Source organism: Paraburkholderia sp. J11-2 (assembly GCF_905220185.1).
Taxonomy (GTDB): Bacteria; Pseudomonadota; Gammaproteobacteria; order Burkholderiales; family Burkholderiaceae; genus Paraburkholderia.
In genome coordinates, this window is sequence record NZ_CAJMYY010000016.1 from 1 (window position 1) to 23,405 (window position 23,405).

General features: G+C 64.6%; 22 protein-coding genes and 1 pseudogene. 2 read left to right on the top strand and 21 right to left on the bottom strand.

Annotated elements, in window-relative coordinates; genetic code table 11:
• From U5A57_RS22315 to U5A57_RS22335, 5 genes and pseudogenes are all read right to left on the bottom strand, one after another.
• Nucleotides 1–519, bottom strand: a pseudogene (locus U5A57_RS22315) (electron transfer flavoprotein subunit alpha/FixB family protein); the annotation flags it as partial.
• A gap of 14 nt (nucleotides 520–533) precedes the next feature.
• Nucleotides 534–1,283 carry an electron transfer flavoprotein subunit beta/FixA family protein gene (locus U5A57_RS22320; RefSeq protein WP_133183693.1) on the bottom strand — a complete coding sequence of 250 codons (750 nt, stop codon included), beginning with the start codon at nucleotides 1,281–1,283 and terminating at the stop codon, nucleotides 534–536.
• 222 nt (nucleotides 1,284–1,505) lie between these two features.
• Entirely contained in the window at nucleotides 1,506–2,315 is an 810-nt protein-coding gene (locus tag U5A57_RS22325; RefSeq protein WP_321913829.1) for a MetQ/NlpA family ABC transporter substrate-binding protein, read from the bottom strand.
• A 55-nt stretch (nucleotides 2,316–2,370) separates the two neighbouring features.
• Nucleotides 2,371–3,024, bottom strand: coding sequence for a methionine ABC transporter permease (locus U5A57_RS22330; RefSeq protein WP_158758320.1), 654 nt, complete (start codon nucleotides 3,022–3,024; stop codon nucleotides 2,371–2,373).
• Nucleotides 3,014–4,048: a methionine ABC transporter ATP-binding protein gene (locus tag U5A57_RS22335; RefSeq protein WP_321913830.1), complete on the bottom strand. Its 1,035-nt coding sequence runs from the start codon at nucleotides 4,046–4,048 to the stop codon at nucleotides 3,014–3,016. Before U5A57_RS22335 ends, U5A57_RS22330 begins: the two co-directional genes overlap by 11 nt.
• Before the next feature lie 281 nt (nucleotides 4,049–4,329).
• Between U5A57_RS22335 and U5A57_RS22340 the strand changes: the two genes are divergently transcribed.
• Nucleotides 4,330–5,220, top strand: coding sequence for an alpha/beta hydrolase (locus U5A57_RS22340; RefSeq protein ID WP_321913831.1), 891 nt, complete (start codon nucleotides 4,330–4,332; stop codon nucleotides 5,218–5,220).
• Nucleotides 5,221–5,233: 13 nt separating this feature from the next.
• Here U5A57_RS22340 and U5A57_RS22345 read toward each other — a convergent pair whose 3' ends face one another.
• On the bottom strand, nucleotides 5,234–6,028 hold the full coding sequence (locus U5A57_RS22345) for an enoyl-CoA hydratase (protein WP_321913832.1): 795 nt from the start codon (nucleotides 6,026–6,028) through the stop codon (nucleotides 5,234–5,236).
• A 64-nt stretch (nucleotides 6,029–6,092) separates the two neighbouring features.
• Nucleotides 6,093–7,019 carry a histone deacetylase family protein gene (locus U5A57_RS22350; protein ID WP_321913833.1) on the bottom strand — a complete coding sequence of 309 codons (927 nt, stop codon included), beginning with the start codon at nucleotides 7,017–7,019 and terminating at the stop codon, nucleotides 6,093–6,095.
• Nucleotides 7,020–7,291: 272 nt separating this feature from the next.
• Here U5A57_RS22350 and mltB point away from each other — a divergent pair, with 272 nt between their 5' ends.
• Entirely contained in the window at nucleotides 7,292–8,602 is a 1,311-nt protein-coding gene (gene mltB / locus U5A57_RS22355) for a lytic murein transglycosylase B (RefSeq protein ID WP_321913834.1), read from the top strand.
• A 69-nt stretch (nucleotides 8,603–8,671) separates the two neighbouring features.
• On the opposite strand, the gene cysM is transcribed toward mltB, so the two are convergent.
• The 14 genes from cysM to pheA form a co-directional block, all read right to left on the bottom strand.
• Nucleotides 8,672–9,574, bottom strand: a complete 903-nt coding sequence (gene cysM, locus U5A57_RS22360; protein ID WP_321913986.1) for a cysteine synthase CysM — start codon at nucleotides 9,572–9,574, stop codon at nucleotides 8,672–8,674.
• A gap of 255 nt (nucleotides 9,575–9,829) precedes the next feature.
• Nucleotides 9,830–10,180: a ComEA family DNA-binding protein gene (locus U5A57_RS22365; RefSeq protein WP_321913835.1), complete on the bottom strand. Its 351-nt coding sequence runs from the start codon at nucleotides 10,178–10,180 to the stop codon at nucleotides 9,830–9,832.
• Between the two features lie 73 nt (nucleotides 10,181–10,253).
• Nucleotides 10,254–11,246: an ADP-glyceromanno-heptose 6-epimerase gene (gene rfaD, locus U5A57_RS22370; RefSeq protein WP_321913836.1), complete on the bottom strand. Its 993-nt coding sequence runs from the start codon at nucleotides 11,244–11,246 to the stop codon at nucleotides 10,254–10,256.
• Between the two features lie 118 nt (nucleotides 11,247–11,364).
• Nucleotides 11,365–12,369: a D-glycero-beta-D-manno-heptose-7-phosphate kinase gene (gene rfaE1 / locus U5A57_RS22375; RefSeq protein ID WP_321913837.1), complete on the bottom strand. Its 1,005-nt coding sequence runs from the start codon at nucleotides 12,367–12,369 to the stop codon at nucleotides 11,365–11,367.
• Nucleotides 12,341–13,738 carry a UDP-glucose/GDP-mannose dehydrogenase family protein gene (locus U5A57_RS22380; protein WP_321913838.1) on the bottom strand — a complete coding sequence of 466 codons (1,398 nt, stop codon included), beginning with the start codon at nucleotides 13,736–13,738 and terminating at the stop codon, nucleotides 12,341–12,343. Before U5A57_RS22380 ends, rfaE1 begins: the two co-directional genes overlap by 29 nt.
• 86 nt (nucleotides 13,739–13,824) lie before the next feature.
• Nucleotides 13,825–15,000: a lipopolysaccharide assembly protein LapB gene (gene lapB / locus U5A57_RS22385; protein ID WP_321913839.1), complete on the bottom strand. Its 1,176-nt coding sequence runs from the start codon at nucleotides 14,998–15,000 to the stop codon at nucleotides 13,825–13,827.
• A 64-nt stretch (nucleotides 15,001–15,064) separates the two neighbouring features.
• Nucleotides 15,065–15,358, bottom strand: a complete 294-nt coding sequence (locus tag U5A57_RS22390) for a lipopolysaccharide assembly protein LapA domain-containing protein (RefSeq protein WP_028208175.1) — start codon at nucleotides 15,356–15,358, stop codon at nucleotides 15,065–15,067.
• Nucleotides 15,359–15,655: 297 nt separating this feature from the next.
• Nucleotides 15,656–15,979 (bottom strand): integration host factor subunit beta, encoded by a 324-nt coding sequence (locus tag U5A57_RS22395; protein ID WP_027817382.1) that lies wholly within the window; start codon nucleotides 15,977–15,979, stop codon nucleotides 15,656–15,658.
• Nucleotides 15,980–16,004: 25 nt separating this feature from the next.
• On the bottom strand, nucleotides 16,005–17,735 hold the full coding sequence (rpsA, locus tag U5A57_RS22400; RefSeq protein WP_321913840.1) for a 30S ribosomal protein S1: 1,731 nt from the start codon (nucleotides 17,733–17,735) through the stop codon (nucleotides 16,005–16,007).
• A 182-nt stretch (nucleotides 17,736–17,917) separates the two neighbouring features.
• The gene (cmk, locus tag U5A57_RS22405) at nucleotides 17,918–18,613 is read right to left on the bottom strand and encodes a (d)CMP kinase (RefSeq protein WP_321913841.1); all 696 of its coding nucleotides are present in this window, start codon (nucleotides 18,611–18,613) and stop codon (nucleotides 17,918–17,920) included.
• Between the two features lie 28 nt (nucleotides 18,614–18,641).
• Entirely contained in the window at nucleotides 18,642–19,946 is a 1,305-nt protein-coding gene (gene aroA / locus U5A57_RS22410) for a 3-phosphoshikimate 1-carboxyvinyltransferase (RefSeq protein WP_321913842.1), read from the bottom strand.
• 76 nt (nucleotides 19,947–20,022) lie between these two features.
• Complete coding sequence (locus U5A57_RS22415; RefSeq protein WP_321913843.1) at nucleotides 20,023–20,967, bottom strand: prephenate dehydrogenase; 945 nt, start codon at nucleotides 20,965–20,967, stop codon at nucleotides 20,023–20,025.
• A gap of 31 nt (nucleotides 20,968–20,998) precedes the next feature.
• Nucleotides 20,999–22,120: a histidinol-phosphate transaminase gene (gene hisC / locus U5A57_RS22420; RefSeq protein WP_321913844.1), complete on the bottom strand. Its 1,122-nt coding sequence runs from the start codon at nucleotides 22,118–22,120 to the stop codon at nucleotides 20,999–21,001.
• Nucleotides 22,121–22,259: 139 nt separating this feature from the next.
• A complete protein-coding gene (gene pheA, locus U5A57_RS22425; protein ID WP_321913845.1) occupies nucleotides 22,260–23,345 on the bottom strand; it encodes a prephenate dehydratase in 1,086 nt (361 codons plus the stop codon).
• Nucleotides 23,346–23,405 lie beyond the last annotated feature (60 nt).

Consider the following 23,405-nt stretch of genomic DNA (forward strand, 5'->3'; position numbering starts at 1 on the left):
ACTGTCCGCTGCGGCTTCGAGCTTCTCGACGGCTGCGCTGCCGCCTTCGGCCGCAACGGCGTCGAACGCCGTCGTGCGAACGGTGATGACCTTGACCGGATCGACCGATTGGACCGTTGCGATCGCGTTGCCCGCGTAGATCGGACGCTCGAACGTGTCCGGCGCATCCACGGCGGTGATGTCGCTGATCTGCGCGACGTCGAGCTTCGCGGCAATACGCGGCGTGACGTTCTTGCCCGCTGCCGTTGCCGGCGCGAGGATGTGCGAGTAGTTCTTCGCAATGGCGAGGACCGTCGCTTCGACGTTCTCGGCAAGACCCTTTTCGAGTTGCGGCGCGTCGGCGAGCAGCACCTTCGCTACGCCTGCGATCTTCGCGGCTGCGTCCGCTGCTGCTTGCGCGTTGTGGCCCGCGACCAGCACGTGCACGTCGCCACCAATCTTCTGTGCTGCTGCAACGGTGTTCAGCGTCGCGGCCTTGATCGAGTGATTGTCGTGTTCAGCAATAACCAGATTCGTCATTTTCGTCTCGCTCCTTACAGCACCTTGGCTTCCGTCTTCAGCTTCTCGACCAGCGTCTTCACGTCCGGCACCTTCACGCCTGCGCTACGCTTGGGCGGCTCGGCAACCTTCAGCGTCTTCAGACGCGGCGTGACATCGACGCCCAAGTCTTCCGGCTTGACCGTTTCCAAAGGCTTCTTCTTCGCCTTCATGATGTTCGGCAGCGTGACGTAGCGCGGCTCGTTCAGGCGCAGGTCGGTGGTGACCACTGCGGGCAGCGTGAGCGACAGCGTTTCCGCGCCGCCATCCACTTCGCGCGACACGGTGGCCTTGCCGTCAGCCACGACCACCTTCGAAGCGAACGTGGCCTGCGGCAGATTCGCGAGAGCGGCGAGCATCTGGCCGGTCTGGTTCGAATCGTCGTCGATGGCCTGCTTGCCGAGGATGACCAGTTGCGGCTGTTCCTTGTCGACCAGCGCCTTCAGGAGCTTGGCAACAGCCAGCGGCTGCAGGTCTTCGTTCGACTCGATGAGGATCGCGCGGTCCGCGCCAATCGCCAGCGCCGTGCGCAGCGTTTCCTGCGCTTGCGTCACGCCCGCCGAAACGGCGATGACTTCCGTCGCCACGCCCGCTTCCTTCAGACGCACCGCTTCTTCCACGGCGATTTCGTCGAACGGGTTCATCGACATCTTCACGTTGGCGATATCGACGCCCGTGCCGTCCGACTTCACACGAACCTTCACGTTGTAATCGACTACGCGTTTGACTGGCACAAGGACTTTCATTCACATGCTCCGAAGTTACGAATACGTCAACCTGGCGGACATTATAGCGATAGCCCTGTCGGGCCGATCTGCCACCAGCAATTTTCACGAACCACCGCTGCCGCACCCCCTGCTTCACTCCGGCCATCAGTAGCGAACGATCGTGCGATTTTACGGTGGAAAAAACCCGGGCATCAAGCCCGGGCGCCGAAAAATATCTCTAATTTCACGGCCTGCAGGGGCTTACCAGGAGGTGATAACCGCCCCGCCGAACTTCGTTTCAATGTACTGCTTCACTTCCGGCGAGTGGTACGCGGCGATCAGTTTCGCCACCCAAGGCTTGTTGCGATCGGCTTCGCGAATCGCGAGGATATTCACGTAGGGCCCCTTCGGGTCTTCGATCGCGATCGCGTCCTGTTTCGGCTTCAGGCCCGCTTCCATCGCGAAGTTGGTGTTGATCGCGGCGGCGTCCACGTCATCGAGCGAACGCGGAATTTGCGCGGCGTCCAGTTCGACGATCTTCAGCTTCCTGGGGTTTTCCACGATGTCGAGCGGCGTCGCCTTCAAGCCTGCGTTGGCGCGCAACTTGATAAGGCCCTGGCTTTGCAGCAGCAGCAATGCGCGGCCGCCATTCGTCGGATCATTGGGCACCGCGATGCGAGCGCCCGGCTTCAGTTCGGACAGCGATTTGATCTTCTTCGAGTAGATGCCCATCGGGAACGTGACCGTGTCCGCGATCTTGATGAGCTTGTAGCCGCGATCCTTCACCTGCGCATCGAGATACGGCCCGTGCTGGTAGCTGTTGGCATCGAGGTCGCCGCCCGCGAGCGCCGCATTCGGCTGCACGTAGTCGGAGAACTCGACGATCTTGATGTTCAGGCCGTTCTTCGCGGCCACGCTCTTCACGACTTCCATCACCTGCTCGTGCGGGCCGCCCGTCACGCCCACCTTGATGGTTTCGTCCGCGTGCGCCGTCATAGGTGCAAGCAGCGGAGCGATCAGCGAAGCCGCGCCAAGCGCTGCCGCGAGACGGATCATGAAACGACGTTGCATACCAAACCTTTGTCTTGTGTAGTGATGTTGATCGAAAAACTGCCTGTTTTCAGGCTTATTTATGGCTCAGGCGCCGCACGAGCCAGTCGCCGAACGACTGCACGAGCTGCACGAACACGATCAGGATCACGACGACAATCAGCATGACTTCGGGCTCGAAGCGCTGATAGCCGTAGCGGATGCCGAGGTCGCCAAGACCGCCGCCGCCGATCGCGCCCGCCATGGCCGAATAGCCGACGAGCGAGATGAAGGTGATGGTGAGCCCCGCCACCACGCCCGGCAGCGACTCGGGCAGCAGCACCTTGAAGACGATCTGGCTCGTGCTCGCGCCCATGGCCTGGGCGGCTTCGATCAGGCCGCGATCGACTTCGCGCAACGCCGTTTCCACGAGTCGCGCGATGAACGGTGCAGCGGCAATGGTGAGCGGCACGATGGCGGCCGCCGTGCCGATCGACGAGCCGACCACGACACGCGTGAACGGAATCACGGCGACGAGCAGGATGATGAACGGCGTGGATCGCACGGCGTTGACGATCACGCCCATCACGCGATTCGCGGCGATGTTCTGCAGCACGCCGTTGCGGTCGGTGAGATAGAGCAGCACGCCGAGCGGCAGGCCGATGGCCGCGCCCACGAGTCCCGAGATGCCCACCATGATGAGCGTCTCCCAGAACGACTGGACGAACATGTCGAACATTTCACTCCACATGGGACAGTTCCTCCACCACGACACCTTGCTCGCGCAGCCATGCAATGGCCTGCGCCACCTTCACCGGATCGCCGGCCGCGAGCACCGCGAGCGAGCCGAACGCCTGCCCCTGGATCTCGTCGATCTGGCCGTGCAGGATGTTGAAATCGAGTTCGAAGCGGCGAATCGTTTCTGACAACACCGGCTGGTCGACGCCCGTCCCCTTGAACGCGAGGCGCAGCAAGTGGCCGCTGCCCTTCGCGAGGCGCTCGGCCACGCGCGCCTTGAGCGCGGGCGGCAATTCCTGGGCGATCACGTCGCCGAGCAGCGCGCGCGTGACTTCGTGGCGAGGCTGCAGGAACACGTCGAGCACGGGGCCGCTCTCCACCACGCGGCCCGCATCGAGCACGGCCACGCGGTCGCAAACCTGTTTGATCACTTCCATCTGGTGCGTGATCATCACGACGGTCAGGTTCAGCTCGCGATTGATCTTGCGCAGCAGGTCGAGAATCGCGCGCGTGGTTTCGGGGTCGAGCGCGGAGGTCGCCTCGTCCGAAAGCAGCACCTTCGGCTTGCTCGCGAGCGCGCGCGCAATGCCCACGCGCTGCTTCTGACCGCCGCTGATCTGCGAGGGATAGCGATCCTTCTGCGCGCTGAGGCCAACGAGTTCGAGCAGCGGCAGCACCGTCGCTTCGATCTCCGCGCGCTTCACGCCAGCAAGCTCCAGCGGCAGCGCGACGTTATCGAATACCGTGCGCGACGACAGCAGGTTGAAGTGCTGGAAGATCATGCCGATCTCGCGGCGCGCCTCGCGCAGGTCGGCCGACGAGAGCGACGTGAGCGTGCGCCCGTTGACGACGATGTCGCCTTCGGTGGGCCGCGTGAGCAGGTTGATGGTGCGCACGAGCGTGCTCTTGCCTGCACCGCTGCGCCCGATGATGCCGAACACTTCGCCCGGCGGAATCGTCAGATTGACGTTGTGCAGCGCCTCGATCCAGCCTTGTGGGCCGGCGAAGCGCTGGGACACGTTTCGAATTTCGATCATGGAAAAAAGCAAAACGGCGGGTGTGCCGCGCGCCGCTCGCATTGACCGCCCCTTTCGGATTCTCGGAAAACGCGTCGCGCCGGCAGACAGCCGCCGTTTGATGGACTGGATATAGCTCGCCATTTTACCCTGGCACGCAAAATTCCTTTTAATAATCAATTTCGATATTTTCATAACCCATTTGCATTAGAGGGCGCTGGCGGCGCGTCAGCGCTCGCCCGGCCGCTACACTGCTGCCGACAGACTGATACCGAAAACGAACCGCCCAACCAGGGAGCGAGATGGAGACCAGTCAGAAAACCGGCGCGGCCGACGCCATGGAACCCACCGAGCGATCGACGCTGCGCACGCGCGACGGCGTCGAACTGCCGCTCTACGTTTGGCGCGCGAGCGCGCCGCCGCGCGCGGCCCTCGCGCTGGTTCACGGCCTGGCGGAACATGCGGGCCGCTACGCGGCGCTTGCGGCGCGGCTGAACGCTGCGGGCATTGACGTCTACGCAATCGATCTGCGCGGCCATGGGCGTGCGCCAGGCCGCCGCACCTGGGTTGCGCGCGTCGACGAATATCTCGACGACGCCGAGGCGCTAGTCGCCCACGCGAGCACGCAATGCGCAGCACAGGGCACACCGATCTTCCTGATGGGTCACAGCATGGGCGGCGCGATCGCCGCGCTCTACGCCGTCGAGCGCCTGCCGCAAACGCGCGTGCCGCTCGCGGGCCTGCTGCTCTCGAGCGCGGCGCTCGCGCCGGGCCGCGATGTGCCCGCATGGATGATCGCCGCGAGCCGCGTGATCAGCGCGATCTGGCCAACCTTTCCGGCGATGAAGATCGACGCGGCCCTGCTTGCGCGCGACCCCGCCGTGGTCGAAGCGAATCGCGCCGATCCGCTCGTGCATCACGGCGCGATACCCGCGCGCACGGGCGCGCAATTGCTGGAAGCGATGAAGCGCATCGAAGCGGGCCGCGCGCAATTGCGGCTACCCGTGCTGATCTGGCATGGCACTGAGGACAAGCTCACCGAGCCCGACGGCAGCCGCGCGTTTGGCGCGAACGTGGGATCGCCCGATCGCACGCTCACGCTGTATGAAGGCAGCTACCACGAAACGCTCAACGACCTCGATCGCGAACGCGTGATCGGCACAATGATCGACTGGATCGATCAGCACTGCTGAGCGGCCAGACGCGCTATTTCGCTGCGCGCTTCTCGATGAATGCCTGCACGCCGTCGAGCGCGGGGTCGGTCATCATGTTGCAGGCCATGGTCTGCCCGGCCAGTTGATACGCAGCTTCGATGCCCATTTCGAGCTGCCGGTAGAAGAGCCCCTTGCCGGCCTCGACCGCCTCGCGCGGTTTCGCGCAGATGCTCGCGGCAAGCGCCGTCACGGCGGCGTCGAGTTCTTCGGCGGGCACCACGCGATTTACGAGGCCTTCGCGCAGCGCCTTTTCGGCGTCGATGAATTCGCCCGTCATCAGCATCTCGAAGGCCGCCTTGCGCGAGACGTTGCGCGAGAGCGGCACGGCAGGCGTCGAGCAGAAGAGCCCGAGATTGATGCCCGACACGGCAAAGCGCGCCGTGTCCGCCGCCACCGCCAGATCGCACATCGCGACGAGCTGGCAGCCCGCCGCCGTCGCCACGCCCTGCACGCGCGCGATCACCGGCTGCGGCATCTTTTGAATGGTCAGCATCATCTTCGAGCAGCGTTCGAACAGCTTCGCGTAGTACTCGTGCGAGGGCGCCGCGCGCATTTCCCTGAGATCGTGGCCCGCGCAGAACGCGCGGCCCGCTGCAGCGATCACGATCACGCGCGCATCGGATTTCGCGAGCGCGGCGAGTTCGGCCTGCACGGCATCGATCAGCGCTTCGGAAAGCGCGTTGAACGCATCCGGGCGATTCAGCGTGAGGCGCACGACGCCTGGCACGCCGTACGCGTCGCGCGTCACTTCAATCAGCGTTGGCGATGAGCAGGGATTGGCATTCACGATGCGTGTCTCCTACGTTCGAATGTGTGCGATGCGGGTCCGCGCCCAAAGCGGCGCGGGTTGCCTAGATATCGGCCAGCACGCGCAAATGCGCCACCACACTGCGGCCCAGCGCCGAGAGGTTGTAGCCGCCTTCGAGGCTGCTCACGATGCGCCCCTTCGCATAGCGGCGCGCGATCTCGCGAATCTGCTCCGTGATCCACGCGAAGTCGTCCTCCACGAGCCCCATGTTGCCGAGGTCGTCTTCGCGATGCGCGTCGAAGCCCGCCGAGACGAACACCATCTCCGGCTTGAACTCGTGCAACCGCGGCAGCCACATGATGTCGATGGCCTCGCGCACTTCCATGCCTTTCGTGCGCGCCGCGATCGGCAGATTGACCATATTCGGCGCCGGATTCTCGGCCCCCGAGTACGGATAGAACGGATGCTGGAAAAAGCTGCACATCAGCACGCGCGAATCGCCCGCGAACGCGGCTTCGGTGCCATTGCCGTGATGGACGTCGAAATCGACGATCGCCACGCGTTGCAGACCATGGACTTCCAGCGCATGGCGCGCCGCGATCGCGATGTTGTTGAAGAAGCAAAAGCCCATCGCGCGCGCGGGCTCCGCATGATGTCCGGGCGGCCGCACGCTGCAGAATGCGTTCTCGTAGCGCCCTGCGAGCACCGCGTCGGTGGCTGCGATCGCCGCGCCCGCCGCGCGCAGCGCCGCCTGCCACGTGTGCGGATTCATCAGCGTGTCGGGGTCGATGCTCGCGTAGCCTTCCGTGGGCGCCGTGTTGCGGATGAAGTCGATGTGCGCCTGGGTATGCACGCGCAGGAGGTCCGCCTCGGTCGCGAGCGGCGCCGATTCGTCGCGCTCGATCAGAGCGTCGATGCGGCTCGCGATCAGCTGGTCTTCGATGGCCTGCAGGCGCGCCGGGCATTCGGGATGCCATTCGCCCATCTCGTGCAGCAGAAAATCGGGGTGAGAGAAGAAACCGGTCGTCATGGGTCGCACTAACCGCGGGCTTCGCGCATGCGCGCGGCCGCGGGTCTCCTTCGATCTGTCGGCCAGAGATGGCGCTTTGGCGCCTGACTCTGGTCCCATGCAATCTGATTGCATTTGTCTGGCGGCGCGCCGGCCGGCGCGCGAACAGACACCACGTTACCACAGCGACCTGGTGCTCACGCGCCACGCCGGCGCGCAACGGCCCAATTCCCATAAGGCGCTCGGTTATACTGCCCGGGATCTTCCTGGCCCGCTCTCCCCCTCTCTCGCTCATGACGCTCAAGACCGCTCTGTCCGCTTCCAGCCGCCCACGTCGCACGACCCTCGCACTCGCGCTTTGCGTTGCGGCGTCGCTGTGCACCGGCGCGGCGCGCGCGCAAACTGCCGCGCCGAAATCGCGACAGACGCCGCTCACGCTCGCGCAAGCCCAGCCGCAAACGCCGGCGCAAGGCCAGACGTTCGAAGAGGAAATCGTCCCGCAGCGCTACGCGAACAATCCGGACGTCGATGGCTTCATCAACGACATGGTGGCGCGCTACGACTTCGATCCCACTGCGCTGCACGCGCTCTTCGCGAGCGCGAATTATTCGGCGACGGCAGTGAAGCTCGTCACGCCCTCGCCCGTTCCGGGCGTGAAGAACTGGCGCGCGTATCAGGCGCGCTTTCTCGACCCAGTGCGCATCAATGCGGGCGTGCGCTTCTGGCGCGCGAACCAGGCTACGCTGCAGCGCGCGTCGGAAGAGTTTGGCGTGCCGCCCGAGGTGATCGTCGGCATCATTGGCGTGGAGACGATCTATGGCCGCTACATGGGCAACTTCCGCGTGCTCGATGCACTCACCACGCTGGCCTTCGATTATCCGAACACGCCGAACCGCGCCGAGCGCATGGCAACGTTCCGTAAGAATCTCGAAGACTATCTCGTGTGGACGCGCGACTCCCAGATCGATCCGTCGTCGGTGCTCGGCTCGTACACGGGCGCGATCGGCATTCCGCAGTTCCTGCCGAGCAGCATCGTGCAGTACGCGGTCGACTATGAAGGCAACAATCACATCGACCTGCGCGCGAGCACGGCCGACGCGATCGGCAGCGTGGCGAACTATCTGCGGCAGAACGGCTGGGAATCGGGCCGGCCCGTGGTGTGGAATATCGCGACCGACGCGGGCAGCCTCGGCATTGCGCAAGCCGCGGCGGACGGCAAGCCGGAACCGCGCTGGCCGCTCAGCCAGTTGCTGCGCTCGGGGCTCGTGCTCGATCAGCCGGACGTGGACATCGCCGCCGAGGCGGGCACGCCCGTCACGGTGATCGACCTGCCCTCGCCCGGACGCGGCACCGAGTACAAGCTCGGGCTCAAGAATTTCTATGTGCTCACGCGCTATAACCGCAGCTTCTTCTATGCGCTTGCGGTGTATCAGCTGGGTATGCGCGTGAAGGCGCAGATGCTGGCGACGCAGCCGGGCGTGGGTGTGGGCCCGGCGAACGGCAATGGTGAGAATGGTGGAAACGGTGGCGGCAACGGAAATGGCAACGGCATGAACAGTGCCCCGAACGGTACGGGCACGACGCCACCCGGTCAGCAAGACTAATTTCAGCGGCACAAAACAAAACGGCCTTCGGAAACACCGAAGGCCGTTTTGTTTGCACTTACGCTTGAATCAAGCGGGAAACACACCCGTAGACAGATAACGGTCGCCACGATCGCAGACGATGAACACGATCGTCGCGTTCTCGACCTGGCGCGCAACACGCAATGCCACCTCGCATGCGCCGCCCGACGAGATACCCGCGAAAATGCCTTCGACCGAGGCAAGCCGGCGCGCCATGTTTTCGGCGGCGGCCTGGCTCACGTTCTCCACGCGATCCACGCGGCTGCGGTCGAAAATCTTCGGCATGTACGCTTCGGGCCACTTGCGAATGCCCGGAATGCGCGAGCCTTCTTCCGGCTGCGCACCGACGATCTCGATGGCCTGATTCTTTTCCTTCAGGAACTGGGACGTGCCCATGATCGTGCCGGTCGTGCCCATTGACGAAACGAAGTGCGTGATGCGCCCTTCAGTGTCGCGCCAGATTTCCGGGCCGGTGGCCTCGTAATGCGCAAGCGGGTTGTCCGGATTGGCGAACTGGTCGAGGATGATGCCCTTGCCGTCGCGCTGCATTTGCTCGGCGAGGTCGCGCGCATATTCCATACCGCCCTTGACGGGCGTGAGCATGATTTCCGCGCCATAAGCGGCCATGCTCTGACGGCGTTCGACCGAAAGGTCCTCCGGCATGATGAGCACCATCTTGTAGCCGCGAATCGCCGCTGCCATGGCGAGCGCGATGCCCGTATTGCCGCTCGTCGCTTCGATGAGCGTATCGCCCGGCTTGATGCGGCCGCGCTCTTCGGCTTTGCGGATCATCGAAAGCGCCGGGCGGTCCTTCACCGACCCAGCCGGGTTGTTGCCTTCCAGCTTGGCCAGCAGGACGTTATTGCGGGCGCGGATTTCGTCGTCCGGCAGGCGGACGAGCTGCACGAGCGGGGTATTGCCGATCGTGTCTTCAATGGTCTTGTAGGGCATGGGAATGGCAGTAAGGCGCAATGACGTGATCCGTCGATTCTAAACCACGCGGCCACCGACCGCTGGAGACCCCGCTGGAACCCATTACGCTGGTATGGCCGCAGGCTCGCGACCCAATCTCGATGCGCGGCAAAAAGCCCGCGGCCCGGGCCGCGGGTCAACGTCGCGGGCCGACTTCACCTGAGCGACACCTGAAGGAGACTACACCCCGCGCGGCTTACGCACGAGACGCGGGGGAAAAACGCGAGCGGACGCCTACTTCTTGACGGCCACGGTAGCCGGCTGAGGCGCCCCTGCCTTCGCGGGCGTTGCCTGTGCAACCTTCGCCTGCCCCGCCTGGGCATTCGCGGGCCCGACGGCCAATCCTTCGGCCTGCAAACGTTCGACGGTATGGCCACCGAGGCCCTTCACGCGCTTGCCGAGGTCAGCGGCATCCTTGTACGGGCCGTGCGCGGAGCGTTCGTCGAGAATGGCCTTGGCGCGCGCGGGCCCAATACCCTTGATGCCGCGAAGCGCGTCTTCGTTGGCCGTGTTGACGTCCACGGCCGCGAAGGCGTGGCTGAATACGGCCAGAAGCGCGGCCGCCGCAAGGATTTTTCGGAACATGCTGGATCTCCCTGAAAACGCCGGCGACCATCGCCGGCGAGGAGAGTCCAGTTTATGAAGTCACGGCTTCGCGTTACACCTGGCCAGAAAGCCAACGTACGTAACGATCCACGCCTTCCTGCACCGTCAGGAACGGCGCGTCGTAGCCCGCTGCGCGCAGCTTCGACTGGTCCGCTTGCGTGAAGCACTGATACTTGCCGCGCAGCGCGTCGGGGAACGGGATGTACTCGATCAGCCCTTCCTTGACCTGCTCCGCGAGCGAAAGCGCAGGCTTGCCTTCCATCGCGCGCAGCGTATTCACCACGGTCGTTGCGATGTCGTTGAACGGCTGCGCACGGCCGCTTCCGAGATTGAAGATGCCCGTCTTCTCCGGATGATCGAAGAAGAACAGGTTGACCTTCACCACGTCCTCGACAGAGACGAAGTCGCGCGTCTGCTCGCCCGGCGCGTAGCCGTTGTACTCGCCGAACAGCTTCACGCGGCCTTCCGCGCGGAACTGGTTGAAGTTGTGGAACGCTACCGAAGCCATGCGCGCCTTGTGCGTCTCGCGCGGCCCGTACACGTTGAAGTAGCGAAAGCCCGCAATCTGGCTTTGCGCCTTGGGCAGCACGCGGCGGATCACCTGGTCGAACAGGAACTTCGAATAGCCGTACACGTTCAGCGGCGCTTCGACTTCGCGCTCTTCGACAAAGCGCGTCGAGCCGCCATAGATCGCCGCCGACGACGCATACAGAAACTGCACGCGCTGTGCGAGGCACGCGTCGAGCACGGCGCGGCTATAGCGGAAGTTGTTGTCCATCATGTAGCGGCCGTCGGTTTCCATCGTGTCCGAACAGGCGCCTTCGTGGAATACCGCGCGCACGTTGCCGAAATCGCCGCGCGTGAAGCGCTCGACGAACTCGGTCTTGTCGATGTAGTCGTCGATCTCGCAATCGACGAGATTCCTGAACTTGTCCGCGCGGGTGAGATTGTCGACGGCGATGATGCGGTCTTCGCCGCGTTCGTTCAGCGCCTTGACGATGTTGCTGCCGATAAAGCCGGCCGCGCCGGTGACGATGAGAGTCATGATAGGTCTGCGGTGACGAGGTTCACGCGAGGTTGATGCGAGGTTGACCCACAACCGGGAAAACTCTCCGGAAATCCCGGCCGGGGTGCGAGCGCGCTACGCGAGCGCGTGCGGAACGTTATTGAAAGAGTTCGTCGTAGTCGACGGTGGCCGTACCGAGCTTGCCGACCACGATGCCGGCCGCGCGATTCGCGAGCGCAACGCCCTCGACGAGCGGCAAACCCGCGCCCAGCATGACCGCGACAGTCGCGATCACCGTGTCGCCGGCGCCCGAGACATCATACACTTCGCGCGCGTCAGCCGCCGCGTGCAGCGCGCCGTCGTCGGAAAAGAGCGTCATACCCTCTTCTGAGCGCGTGAGCAGCAGCGCGTCGAACTGCAGTTCGTGGCGCAGCTTCGTCACGCGTGCGTGCAGGTCCTCCTCGGATTTCCAGGTGCCCACCACTTCGCGCAGCTCCGCGCGGTTCGGCGTGATGAGGCTCGCGCCGCGATAGCGCTCCCAGTCGTCGCCCTTGGGGTCGACCAGAACTGCCTTGCCCGCAGCGCGCGCCTTCGCGATCATCTGCGTGACGTGCGTGAGGCCGCCCTTCGCGTAGTCGGAGAGCAGAATCACGTCGTGCGTGGGCAGCAGCGCGTCGAAACGTGCGAGGCCGGCAAGCAGGATCTCGTGCGCGGGCGTGTTCTCGAAGTCCACGCGCAAGAGCTGTTGCTGGCGCGAAAGCACGCGCAGCTTGATGGTGGTCGGCAACGAGGGATCGCGTTCGAGATACGCGTTCACGTTGCTTTCGTCGAGCAGCTCGACGATGCGCTCGCCGGGTTCGTCGTGGCCCACCACGCACAGGAGGCCCGCATGGGCACCGAGCGCCGCCGCGTTGCGCGCGACGTTCGCGGCGCCGCCGAGGCGGTCTTCCTTGCGCTGCACATGCACGACCGGCACCGGCGCTTCCGGCGAGATGCGGTTGACGTCGCCGAACCAGTAGCGGTCCAGCATGACGTCGCCCACCACGAGCACGCGCGAGGTGGCGAGCTTCTCGCGCGGCACGACGCGCACTTCGGGCGCGATCGCCGTGGCAAGCGCGGTGACAGGCGCGGCTTCAGGCTGCGGAGTTTGCGAGATTGACATGGGGCCGCCCAATCGAGTGATAGTCAATGCCGAGCTCCGCCATGGCGTCGGGCTCGTAGAGATTGCGTCCGTCGAAGATACGCGGTGCCTTGAGCACCTTCTTCAAGTGCACGAAGTCGGGCGCCTTGAACGCGGTCCATTCGGTGACGATCACGAGCGCGTCAGCGTCCGTGAGCGCGTCGTCCTGGCTCGACGCGAACGAAAGGCGCGCATGCTGCTCGGGCGCGTGCGCGAGATCGAGCGCGAATACGCGCTGCGCTTCCTCGGCGGCAACCGGATCCCACGCGGCCACCGTCGCGCCGCGCGCAAGCAGGTCGGCGATCAGACGGCGGCTCGGCGCTTCGCGCATGTCGTCGGTGTTCGGCTTGAATGCGAGGCCCCACACCGCGAAGTGCTTGCCCGTGAGGTCTTCGCCGCACACCTTGGCGATCTTCTTGACGAGCACCTCCTTCTGGCCGTGATTGACCTCCTCGACCGCTTCGAGCACGCGCAGGTTCTGGCCCGACTCCGCGGCCGTGCGGATCAGCGCCTGCACGTCCTTCGGAAAGCACGAGCCACCGTAGCCGCAGCCCGCGTACAGGAAGTGATAGCCGATGCGCGGATCGGAACCGATGCCGCGGCGCACCGACTCGATGTCGGCGCCCACGCGGTCGGCGAGATTCGCCATCTCGTTCATGAACGAGATGCGCGTGGCGAGCATGGCGTTGGCCGCGTACTTCGTGAATTCAGCGGAGCGCACGTCCATGTAGATCGTGCGCTCGTGATTGCGGTTGAACGGCGCGTAGAGGCGCTTCATCTTCTCGCGCGCGGCGTCGCCGTTCTCGTCCTCGTCGAGCCCGATGATGATGCGGTCCGGGCGCATGAAGTCGTCCACGGCCGCGCCCTCTTTCAGGAACTCGGGGTTCGAGACGACCGAGAAGCGATGGTCGACGCTATGCATGAAGCCGCGCTTGGCCAGTTCTTCGGCCAGCACGCCGTGTACGCGCTGCGCCGTGCCGACCGGGACCGTCGACTTGTCGACGACCACCTTGAAGCCGTTCATGTGGCGGCCAATGCTGCGCGCCGCCTCGAGCACGTACTGGAGATCGGCCGAGCCGTCTTCGTCAGGCGGCGTGCCCACGGCGATGAACTGCACCTCGCCGTGCTCGACGCTCGCCGCGACATCCGTGGAGAAAGTGATGCGCCCGGCCGCGCGGTTGCGCGCGATGAGTTCGAGCAGGCCAGGTTCGTGAATCGGCACGCCGCCGCCATTCAAGATGTCGATCTTGCGCGGATCGACATCGAGGCAAAACACGTCGTGGCCGATTTCGGCAAGACACGCACCGGTGACGAGGCCGACGTAGCCGGTACCGACAATGGTGATCTTCATAGGCGCTCCGGTGACAGATGCTGATGTTGTATTGACTGTGTGTGCGTGGCCGCCCAGGCGCCCGGCAACGGGCGCTGCCCTTAGGCTCAGCTCGACGCGGGAACCGGCTCGACGCGGCGCGGCGCATAGGTTTCCCAACCGCTGCAGCCAGGACACTGCCAGTAGAAGAGGCGCGCCCGGAAGCCGCAGTTCTGGCAGGTGTAACGAGGCAGGTTCTTGGTGCGCTGCTGGAGCAGCTTGCGCATCAGTTCGAGTTCGCTGCGGCGCGGCTCTTCGGCCGTTGCCTGCTGCGCTTCGAGCAGGCGCGCCATGCCGGCGAGATTCGGGGACTTCTCCATCTGCGTGCGGGCGAGCGAGTGCGCCGCTTCGGCGCCGCGCAGCGCGGCGACATGCTTGTACGCGACGTCGAGCAGGTCGTTGGACGGATACGCATCGACCCACGTCGTGAGCAGTTGCGCGCCCTCTTCGGCGCGGCCGAGCGTCTCATAGGCCTTCATGACCTTTTCAGCGACGAGCGGCAAATACGCGGGGTTTTGCGCCTCGACTTCGCGCCAGTGACGAAGCGCCGTCTCGCAATCACCGCTTGCCGCATCGACATCGCCCGCGAGGATCGTCGCGCGCACGTTCTGCGCATTGGCCTTGAGCGCCAGCGTCAGCTGACGGCGTGCTTCGTCGGGCTTCTTCTGCTGGAGCGCTTCCTGAGCGAGCTCGCAATGGAACTGCGCGATCTCGAGGTCGAGCGAAGCCGCGCCCATCGTTTCGAGATGTCGTGCGGTGTCGATGCAGCGGTTCCAGTCCTTCTCGATCTCGTAGATCGCGAGCAGCGCGCGCTGTGCGCCAAGCGCGAAGTCGCCCGACTTGAGCTTGCCGAAGGTTTCCTCGGCGCGGTCGAGCATGCCGGCCTTCAGGAAGTCCTGGCCGAGTTCATAGAGCGCGTGGTCGCGCTCGTTCACGGGCAGGTCGGAGCGCGAGAGCAAATTCTGATGCACGCGGATCGCGCGATCGGTCTCGCCGCGGCGGCGAAACAGATTGCCGAGCGCGAAGTGCAGTTCGACGGTTTCAGGGTCGAGCTTGGCGACCTCGATGAACGCGTCGATGGCCTTGTCCGGCTGTTCGTTGAGCAGGAAATTCAGCCCGCGGAAATACGAGCGCGGCAGGTTGGCGCTTTCGGAAAGGAGTGCCTTCAGGTCGTAGCGCGACGCCATCCAGCCGAGCGCGAAAGCCACGGGAATGACGAGGAGCCACCAAAAATCGAGATCCATGCGAGCGATGGTATGAGCGGAAAATCAGCCGCACCCGTTCAGGCGCGCGGCACGGCAATACAAATCAGATGAGCGGCGGCAGCGGCGGCTCGACGCTCGGCGTGGGCGTTTCACGCGCCACACGCAGGTCGCGTTTGAGGCGGCCGTTTTCCATGCGCAGCCGGAACACGCCAGGCAGCGCGGAAAGCAGCCCCGCCAGCAGCCCCACCACAAAGAACGCGAGGCCGATCAGGATCAGCGGAGCCTGCCACGAATATCCGGCCAGAAAGTTCAGCGTCGCGGTTTGCGTGTTGGCGAGCGCGAGTACGAGCAGCAGCACGAACACCAGCACACGGATCACCCAGGCGATCAATCTCATTGAAGGATTCTCTTGGCAGTTGAGAAAGGCGCCGGCGTGGCGGACATGCTGCGCCGCAGCACAAGCCGCGCCGAAGTGTCCCGTATTGTAATTGAACGGCTCGCGCGCCGACACGTGTGAGCGAGCGCGGCGCCAGATCAAACCGGGGGGCCAACGCAAACAGCGTCGAAAAGGCGCAGACGAAAAAAAAGCGCCGGGGTGGTTCACCCCAGCGCTTTTTACCGGTCCATGCATTCTGGCCATCTGGCATTGACCGCCGACGACCGCAATCGCCTGATCGCAAAAACGATCCAACGCTTACAGGTCGTCGTCCGGCTCGTCCGCCTTCAGCGGCTCGCCCGAATTACGGTCCACGCGCTCGCGCAGTTCCTTGCCCGGCTTGAAGTGCGGTACGAACTTCTCAGGCACCAGCACCTTTTCACCCGACTTGGGATTGCGCCCAACGCGCGACGGCCGACGATTCAGGCCGAAGCTGCCAAAGCCACGAATTTCGATGCGATGGCCCTTGGCAAGCGCCTCCGACATCGCATCGAGCATCGTCTTGACCGCGAAATCCGCGTCCTTGAGAACAAGTTGCGGAAATCGCGTAGCCAGCTGCGCGACCAATTCAGATTTGGTCATACTTCAGCTTGCCCCCGTTTGAGGCTTACTGGTTCTGGCCGTCGAGCTTGGCCTTGAGCAGCGCGCCGAGGTTGGTCGTGCCGGTGGCAGCCTGACCCGAATCAGCCGACATGCTGCGCAGTGCTTCCTGCGTCTCAGCCGAGTCCTTAGCCTTGATCGACAGGTTGATGCCACGCGACTTGCGATCGATGTTGATGATCATCGCGTTGACCTTGTCGCCTTCCTTCAGCACGTTGCGAGCATCTTCCACGCGGTCTTGCGCGATTTCCGAAGCACGCAGGTAGCCTTCGACGTCCGCCGTCAGGGTGATAACTGCACCCTTCGCGTCCACCGACTTCACGACGCCGTCGACCGTTGCGCCCTTGTCGTTGATTGCAACGAAGTTGCTGAACGGGTCGCCTTCGAGCTGCTTGATGCCGAGCGAAATGCGTTCCTTCTCGACGTCGATGCCCAGAACCACGGCTTCGACTTCGTCGCCCTTCTTGTACTTGCGAACGGCTTCTTCGCCAGCTTCCGACCACGACAGGTCCGAAAGGTGAACCAGACCGTCGATGCCGCCAGGCAGACCGATGAACACGCCGAAGTCGGTGATCGACTTGATTGCGCCTTGCAGCTTGTCGCCCTTCTTGAAGTTGCGGCTGAAGTCATCCCACGGATTCGGCTTGCATTGCTTCATGCCGAGCGAGATGCGGCGGCGGTCTTCGTCGATCTCGAGGACCATGACTTCGACTTCGTCGCCCAGCTGGACAACCTTCGACGGAGCAACGTTCTTGTTGGTCCAGTCCATTTCCGACACGTGAACCAGGCCTTCGATGCCCGATTCGACTTCGACGAACGCGCCGTAGTCGGTGATGTTCGTGACCTTACCGAACAGGCGCGTGCCCGACGGGTAACGGCGCGAGATGCCTTCCCACGGATCGTCGCCCAGTTGCTTGATACCGAGCGAAACGCGGTTCTTTTCCTGGTCGAACTTGAGGATCTTCGCGGTGACTTCCTGGCCAACCGAGAGAACTTCGCTCGGGTGACGCACGCGACGCCATGCGATGTCGGTGATGTGCAGCAGGCCGTCGATACCGCCGAGGTCCACGAACGCGCCGTAGTCGGTGATGTTCTTGACCACGCCGTTGACGATCGCGCCTTCCTTCAGCGTTTCGAGCAGCTTTGCGCGCTCTTCGCCTTGCGTGGCTTCGATCACTGCGCGGCGCGACAGCACGACGTTGTTACGCTTGCGGTCGAGCTTGATGACGCGGAATTCGAGGGTCTTGCCTTCGTACGGCGTCGTGTCCTTGACCGGACGCGTGTCGACGAGCGAACCCGGCAGGAACGCGCGGATGCCGTTGACCATGACGGTCATGCCGCCCTTGACCTTGCCCGTGATCGTGCCGGTCACGAGTTCGTTGTTGTCGAGGGCCTTTTCCAGCGACAGCCACGAAGCGAGACGCTTCGCCTTGTCGCGCGACAGGATGGTGTCGCCGTAGCCGTTTTCCAGCGCGTCGATCGCGACGGAAACGAAATCACCCGCCTGAACCTCCACTTCGCCCTGGTCGTTCAGGAATTCCTCGATAGGAATATAAGCCTCGGACTTCAGGCCAGCGTTCACGACCACGAAGTTGTGGTCGACGCGCACGACTTCAGCGGAGATGACTTCGCCGGCGCGCATGTCCTGGCGGGTCAGCGACTCTTCGAACAGAGCCGCAAAGGATTCGGTATTGGGGGTGGAGGTTTGCAGGTCGGACATAAAAATCTGGATTTGCATGGTTTTCGCTGCACCGTTGGCCAGTCTTGACCGGTGGTGCGTTGAGGCCGGAACGCTTACGCTCGCGGCACAGATGCAAAAGCCATACTGGGTTAAAGGGTTTAACACACGCCCTGTTTCTTTCCAGGGCACCAACTGGCACTGCTACTGCTTTCTTTACTGCGCTTTGCCGCGCTCGTGAATTACCGCACGGGCCGCAGTTGGCTCGCCCCCTGATACCACCGCACCACCTGTTCGACCGCCTGGTCGACGGAGAGCGCCGAAGTATCGAGAAGCTGCGCATCTGCTGCGGGCTTGAGCGGCGCGGCCGCGCGGTTACTGTCGCGCGCGTCGCGTTCACGCAAATCCCGAAGCAAGTCATCCATATTAGCAGAAAAACCTTTTTGGATCAATTGCTTATGCCGGCGGGCCGCGCGAGCCTCCACGCTGGCCGTCAAAAACACCTTCAGAACGGCGTCCGGGAAGATCACGGTGCCCATGTCGCGGCCGTCCGCCACGAGCCCGGGAAGCTTGCGAAACGCCCGCTGGCGCGCCACGAGCGCCGTGCGCACGGCCGGATGCGCGGCGATCATCGAGGCGCGGTTGCCCACCTCCTCGGCGCGAATATCGTTCGAAACGTCAACGCCGTCGAGCTGTGCGAGCCCCTCGCGGAACGTGATATGGAGGTCATCGATCAGTTTCGCCAGGCTCTCGGCGTCGTCGGCGGCAATTGTGTAGCGCACGCTCGCGAGCGCCGCCAGCCGGTACAGCGCGCCGCTGTCGAGCAGGTGAAAGCCGAGTTGGGCGGCGACCAGCGCGGCCACCGTGCCTTTGCCGGAAGCGGTCGGGCCGTCGATCGTGATGACGGGCGTCGGATAAAAGGGACGGGTCGATTTCATGCGGCAAAGGTACTCGGCTTCGTTTGAATCAAGGTTGCGCGAGCGCCAGGAAGCGCTCGAAATAATCGGGGAACGTCTTGCCGACGCACTTCGGGTCGTTGATGCGCACCGGCACGCCGCCGAGGCTCACGAGCGAGAAGCACATCGCCATGCGGTGATCGTCGTAGGTGTCGATTGCGGCGTTCGGCGTAAGTTTCTCGGGCGGGCGCACGATCAGGTAATCGGGGCCCTCTTCCACATTCGCGCCCACCTTGCGCAGCTCGGTGGCCATCGCGGCGATGCGGTCGGTTTCCTTCACGCGCCAGCTCGCGATGTTGCGCAACGTGGTCGCGCCATCGGCGAACAGCGCGGCGACCGCGATCGTCATGGCCGCGTCGGGAATCAGGTTGAAGTCCATGTCGATGGGGTCGAGCTTGCCGTGATCGTTGCCGATCCCGCGCACTTCGATCCAGTCGTCGGCGACCGTGACGTTCGCTCCCATGCGCATGAGCGCCGCCGCGAATTCAACGTCGCCCTGGATGCTCGAGCGCCCCACGCCTTCCACGCGCAGCGGGCCGCCGCCAATCGCGCCCGCGGCGAGGAAGTACGACGCGGAAGACGCATCGCCCTCCACCATGATCTTGCCGGGCGACTGGTAACGCACGCCCGCCGGGATCTCGAAACGATGCCAGCCGTGGCGCTCGACCTTCACGCCGAAACGCTCCATCAGCTTGATCGTGATTTCGATGTAGGGCTTGGAGATCAGTTCACCGTCCACCTCGACGATCGTCATGCCGTCCTTCGCGCGCACGAGCGGCAGCGTCATGAGCAGCGCGGTAAGGAACTGGCTCGACACGTCGCCGCGCACGCGGATCGGCGCCTCGACCGAAATCGGCGCCGGGCGGATACGCAACGGCGGAAAACCTTCGTTCTCCTCGTAATCGATCTTCGCGCCGATCTGGCGCAGGCCGTCCACGAGGTCGCCGATGGGCCGCTCGTGCATGCGCGGCACGCCGTGAATGCGGTAGTCGCCGCCGTTCACCGCGAGCGCGGCCGTAAGCGGTCGCACCGCCGTGCCCGCATTGCCGAGAAAGAGATCGGCGCGCACTGCCTGGAACGCGCCGCGCGTGCCCTGCACGACACAGGTGTCGCCCTCGCGCTTCAATTTCACGCCGAGCTTTTCCAGCGCGTCGAGCATGACGCGCGTGTCGTCGGAGTCGAGCAGGTTCGTGATGGTCGTGTCGCCCTCGGCCAGCGCCGCGAGCAGCAGCACGCGGTTCGAGATGCTTTTCGAGCCGGGCAGACGGATCGTGCCGGACGCATGGGTGAACGGTCCGAGATCGAGGTGTTCCATGAGCGTGTCCTGAGAATGCCTGGGTTGCAGCCTGGTTTTTGCGGCGCTCGCGCCGCCGGGCTTAAGTCCTGCTTGCTTATTTGCCTGGTGCTGCGTCGATGGCCGCCGCGGCGCCCTTGCCGCCGCGCTCTTGCCATGCCTCGCGCGCCGCGCGCGAACGCGCAAACACGGTTTCGAGCGCTGCGCCGTCGCCGGCTTCGATCGCCGCGCGCAGCCTCGCCAGCACCTCAGTGTAGCCGTCGAGTTCGGCAAGCAGCGCGGTGCGGTTCGCAAGGCACACGTCGCGCCACATTTCGGGGCTCGACGCGGCAATACGCGTGAAGTCGCGAAAGCCGCCCGCCGCGAACGAGAACTTCAGTTGCGCGTCGGGCGAAGCGAGAATCTGGTCGACGAGTGCAAACGACAGCACGTGCGGCAGATGGCTCACCGAAGCGAATACGCGGTCGTGTTGCGCCGCCGGCATCTCGCCGATCACGGCACCCGTGGCGCGCCACATCGCGGCAATGCGCTCGACCGATGCCGGCGCGTTTTCCTCGAGCGGGCACAGCACGACGTTGCGGCCCACGTAGAGATCGGGCAGCGCAGCGTCGACGCCGCTCGACTCGCGCCCGGCGATCGGGTGTCCCGGCACGAACTGCGCGATGCGCGCACCGAGCGCCGCACGGGCCGCGGCGATCACATCGCTCTTGGTGCTGCCGGCGTCGGTGACGATGGTCTCGCTGCCGAGGTGCGGCGCGATGCGCTCGAGCAGCGCCTGGGTTTGCGCAACGGGTGCGGCGATCAACACGATATCGGCGCCATCGAGCGCGGCGGCGAGCGCCGCTTCGTCGTCGAGCGTCGCGGCGGCGTCGATCACGCCGAGTTCGAGCGCGCGCGACACCGAGTGCGCGCTGCGGCCCACGCCGATCACCTGCGCGCCCTCTCGTGCAGACGAACCGCGCTCGCGCAACGCACGCGCGAGCGACCCGCCGATCAGGCCCACACCGAAAATCACGAGTTTGTTAAACGAAAACGCAGTCACGACGCCACCGAATAGAGTAAAGGTCGCGCGCTCAAGGCGCGCCGAGCGCTCGCTCGAGGGCCGCGACGAACGCCGCGTTCTCCTCGGGCAAACCGATCGTCACACGCAGCCACTGCGGCAAACCATAGTTGCCCACCGGCCGCACGATCACAGCCTGCTTGAGCAGCGCGAGGTTCACGCGCTCGCCCGCGCCGTCGTCCGCTGCATCCTTCGCCACGCGCACCAGCACGAAATTACCGTCCGAAGGCACGTATTCGAGGCCGAGGCGCTCGAACGCGGCGGTTAGCGTGCGATAGCCTTCGGCGTTGAGCGCCGCGCTGCGCTCGAGGAACGCCGTGTCGCCAAGCGCGGCGATAGCGGCGGCCTGCGCGAGCGTGTTGACGTTGAACGGCTGGCGCAGACGGTTGAGCAGATCGGTCAACTCCGGCTGCGCAATCGCAAAGCCGATGCGCAGGCCGGCGAGCCCGTAGGCCTTCGAGAACGTGCGCGAAACGAGCAGGTTCGGATAGCGGCGCACCCACGCGATCGAGTCGTAGCGCTTCTCCGCCGCGAGGTATTCCGTGTACGCCTCGTCGAGCACGACTGCGACATGCGCGGGCACCTTCGCGATGAACGCCTCGAGCTTCGCACCGTCGATGAACGTGCCAGTCGGGTTGTTCGGATTCGCCACGAACACGAGACGTGTGTCTTCATCGATTGCCGCGAGCATCGCGTCGAGATCGTGCCCGTAGTGCACGGCCGGCGTGACGAGATGGCGCGCGCCAAGGCCCTGCGTCGCGAGAGCATAGACCGCGAACGAGTACTGCGAATAAACGATCGACTGGCCGCGCTCGACGAACGCATGCGCGGCCATTTCGAGAATGTCGTTGCTGCCGTTGCCAAGCGTGATCCATTCGGCCGGCACGTCGTAGCGCGCGGCCAGCGCGGCCTTCAACTCGAACGCGTTCGAATCCGGATAGCGGCCCAGTTCGCTCGCGGCCTGCGCGATCGCACGCTGCGCCGACTCGGGCACGCCGAGCGGATTCTCGTTCGACGCGAGCTTCACGATGCGCGCCTCGTCGAGCCCGAACTCGCGGGCGACTTCGGAAATCGGTTTGCCGGCGATGTAAGGCGCGATTGCGCGCACATACGAGGGGCCGAATTGCGTGGTCATGCGTCTCTCCAGGGCTCAAGGCGCCGGGCGTACAACGGCCGGTTGGGACGGATCGGGAAAGGCGCGCCGCCCGGCATCCTCATGCGGCGGGCGGCGATTGGGCGGCGTTCGGCGGTGGGCCGCCCGCACCTTCCGCGCTTTAGCGCGCGCGCGGATACGAGCCGAGAATCTTCAGAAACGCGGCTTTCTTGCTGAGTTCGTCGAGCGCGGCGGCCACGGCGGGTTCGTCGCGATGGCCTTCGAAGTCGATGTAGAAGTAGTACTCCCACGTGCTGCCAAGGCGTGCCGGCCGCGACTCGAAACGCGTCATCGACACGCTGTGGCGCGCGAGCGGTTCGAGCAGCTTGTACACCGCGCCCGGCTCGTTCTTCACCGAAACAATCATCGAGGTCTGGTCGCGGCCCGTCGCGCCCGCCGGCTGCTTGCCGATCATCACGAAGCGCGTGCGGTTGTGCGGGTCGTCCTGGATCAGCGCGTTGGCGATCAGCAAACCGTAGTGCGTGGCGGCGCGGTCGCCGGCAATCGCCGCAACCGTCGGGTCGGCGGCGGCCAGACGCGCGGCTTCCGCATTGCTCGACACCGGCTGACGCTCGAGCTGCGGCGCGTTCGCGGTCAGCCAGTGCTGGCACTGCGCGAGCGCCTGCGGGTGCGCGCACACGCGCTTCACGCCGTTCAGGTTGCCGCTCAGCGTCATCAGATTGTGCTGAATCGGCAGCGCGATTTCGCCGCCAATGACGAGCTGCGTTTCGAGGAACAGGTCGAGCGTGCGTGAAACGGCGCCTTCGGTCGAATTCTCGACCGGCACGACGCCGAACTCGGCGGCGCCCGCCTCGACCGAGCGGAACACCTCGTCGATCGACGGGCACGGCAGGCCTTCGATCGACTGACCGAAGTACTGGTACATCGCCTGTTCGCTATAGGTGCCGACCGGGCCGAGGAACGCGGCCGAAATCGTCTTTTCGAGCGAGCGGCTCGCGGCCATGATCTCGCGCCAGATCGCGCTGATGTGATCGTTGCCGAGCGGGCCGTCGCTCATGTTCTGCAGGCGCTCGATCACCTGAAGCTCGCGCTCCGGGCGAAACACCGGCGCGTTGAAATGCTTCTTGACCTCGCCCACTTCGAGCGCGACCGAGGCGCGCTGGTTCAGGAGCGCGATGAGTTGCGCGTCGATCGCATCGATGCGTTCGCGCAGCGGCTTGAGTTGGGAGTTGAGTTCGTCGTCCATGCGTAAAACCGGCAATCTGAAAGGATGCGCGCGGCGCCGCTTCGCTCGGTGAGCGAGGCG

Bases quoted from the DNA above. Each gene is read 5' to 3' on its own strand.
- U5A57_RS22320 (WP_133183693.1), bottom strand. From the start codon at position 1,283: ATGAAAGTCCTTGTGCCAGTCAAACGCGTAGTCGATTACAACGTGAAG.
- U5A57_RS22325 (WP_321913829.1), bottom strand. From the start codon at position 2,315: ATGCAACGTCGTTTCATGATCCGTCTCGCGGCAGCGCTTGGCGCGGCT.
- U5A57_RS22330 (WP_158758320.1), bottom strand. From the start codon at position 3,024: ATGTGGAGTGAAATGTTCGACATGTTCGTCCAGTCGTTCTGGGAGACG.
- U5A57_RS22335 (WP_321913830.1), bottom strand. From the start codon at position 4,048: ATGATCGAAATTCGAAACGTGTCCCAGCGCTTCGCCGGCCCACAAGGC.
- U5A57_RS22340 (WP_321913831.1), top strand. From the start codon at position 4,330: ATGGAGACCAGTCAGAAAACCGGCGCGGCCGACGCCATGGAACCCACC.
- U5A57_RS22350 (WP_321913833.1), bottom strand. From the start codon at position 7,019: ATGACGACCGGTTTCTTCTCTCACCCCGATTTTCTGCTGCACGAGATG.
- mltB (WP_321913834.1), top strand. From the start codon at position 7,292: ATGACGCTCAAGACCGCTCTGTCCGCTTCCAGCCGCCCACGTCGCACG.
- cysM (WP_321913986.1), bottom strand. From the start codon at position 9,574: ATGCCCTACAAGACCATTGAAGACACGATCGGCAATACCCCGCTCGTG.
- U5A57_RS22365 (WP_321913835.1), bottom strand. From the start codon at position 10,180: ATGTTCCGAAAAATCCTTGCGGCGGCCGCGCTTCTGGCCGTATTCAGC.
- rfaD (WP_321913836.1), bottom strand. From the start codon at position 11,246: ATGACTCTCATCGTCACCGGCGCGGCCGGCTTTATCGGCAGCAACATC.
- rfaE1 (WP_321913837.1), bottom strand. From the start codon at position 12,369: ATGTCAATCTCGCAAACTCCGCAGCCTGAAGCCGCGCCTGTCACCGCG.
- U5A57_RS22380 (WP_321913838.1), bottom strand. From the start codon at position 13,738: ATGAAGATCACCATTGTCGGTACCGGCTACGTCGGCCTCGTCACCGGT.
- lapB (WP_321913839.1), bottom strand. From the start codon at position 15,000: ATGGATCTCGATTTTTGGTGGCTCCTCGTCATTCCCGTGGCTTTCGCG.
- U5A57_RS22390 (WP_028208175.1), bottom strand. From the start codon at position 15,358: ATGAGATTGATCGCCTGGGTGATCCGTGTGCTGGTGTTCGTGCTGCTG.
- U5A57_RS22395 (WP_027817382.1), bottom strand. From the start codon at position 15,979: ATGACCAAATCTGAATTGGTCGCGCAGCTGGCTACGCGATTTCCGCAA.
- rpsA (WP_321913840.1), bottom strand. From the start codon at position 17,735: ATGCAAATCCAGATTTTTATGTCCGACCTGCAAACCTCCACCCCCAAT.
- cmk (WP_321913841.1), bottom strand. From the start codon at position 18,613: ATGAAATCGACCCGTCCCTTTTATCCGACGCCCGTCATCACGATCGAC.
- aroA (WP_321913842.1), bottom strand. From the start codon at position 19,946: ATGGAACACCTCGATCTCGGACCGTTCACCCATGCGTCCGGCACGATC.
- hisC (WP_321913844.1), bottom strand. From the start codon at position 22,120: ATGACCACGCAATTCGGCCCCTCGTATGTGCGCGCAATCGCGCCTTAC.
- pheA (WP_321913845.1), bottom strand. From the start codon at position 23,345: ATGGACGACGAACTCAACTCCCAACTCAAGCCGCTGCGCGAACGCATC.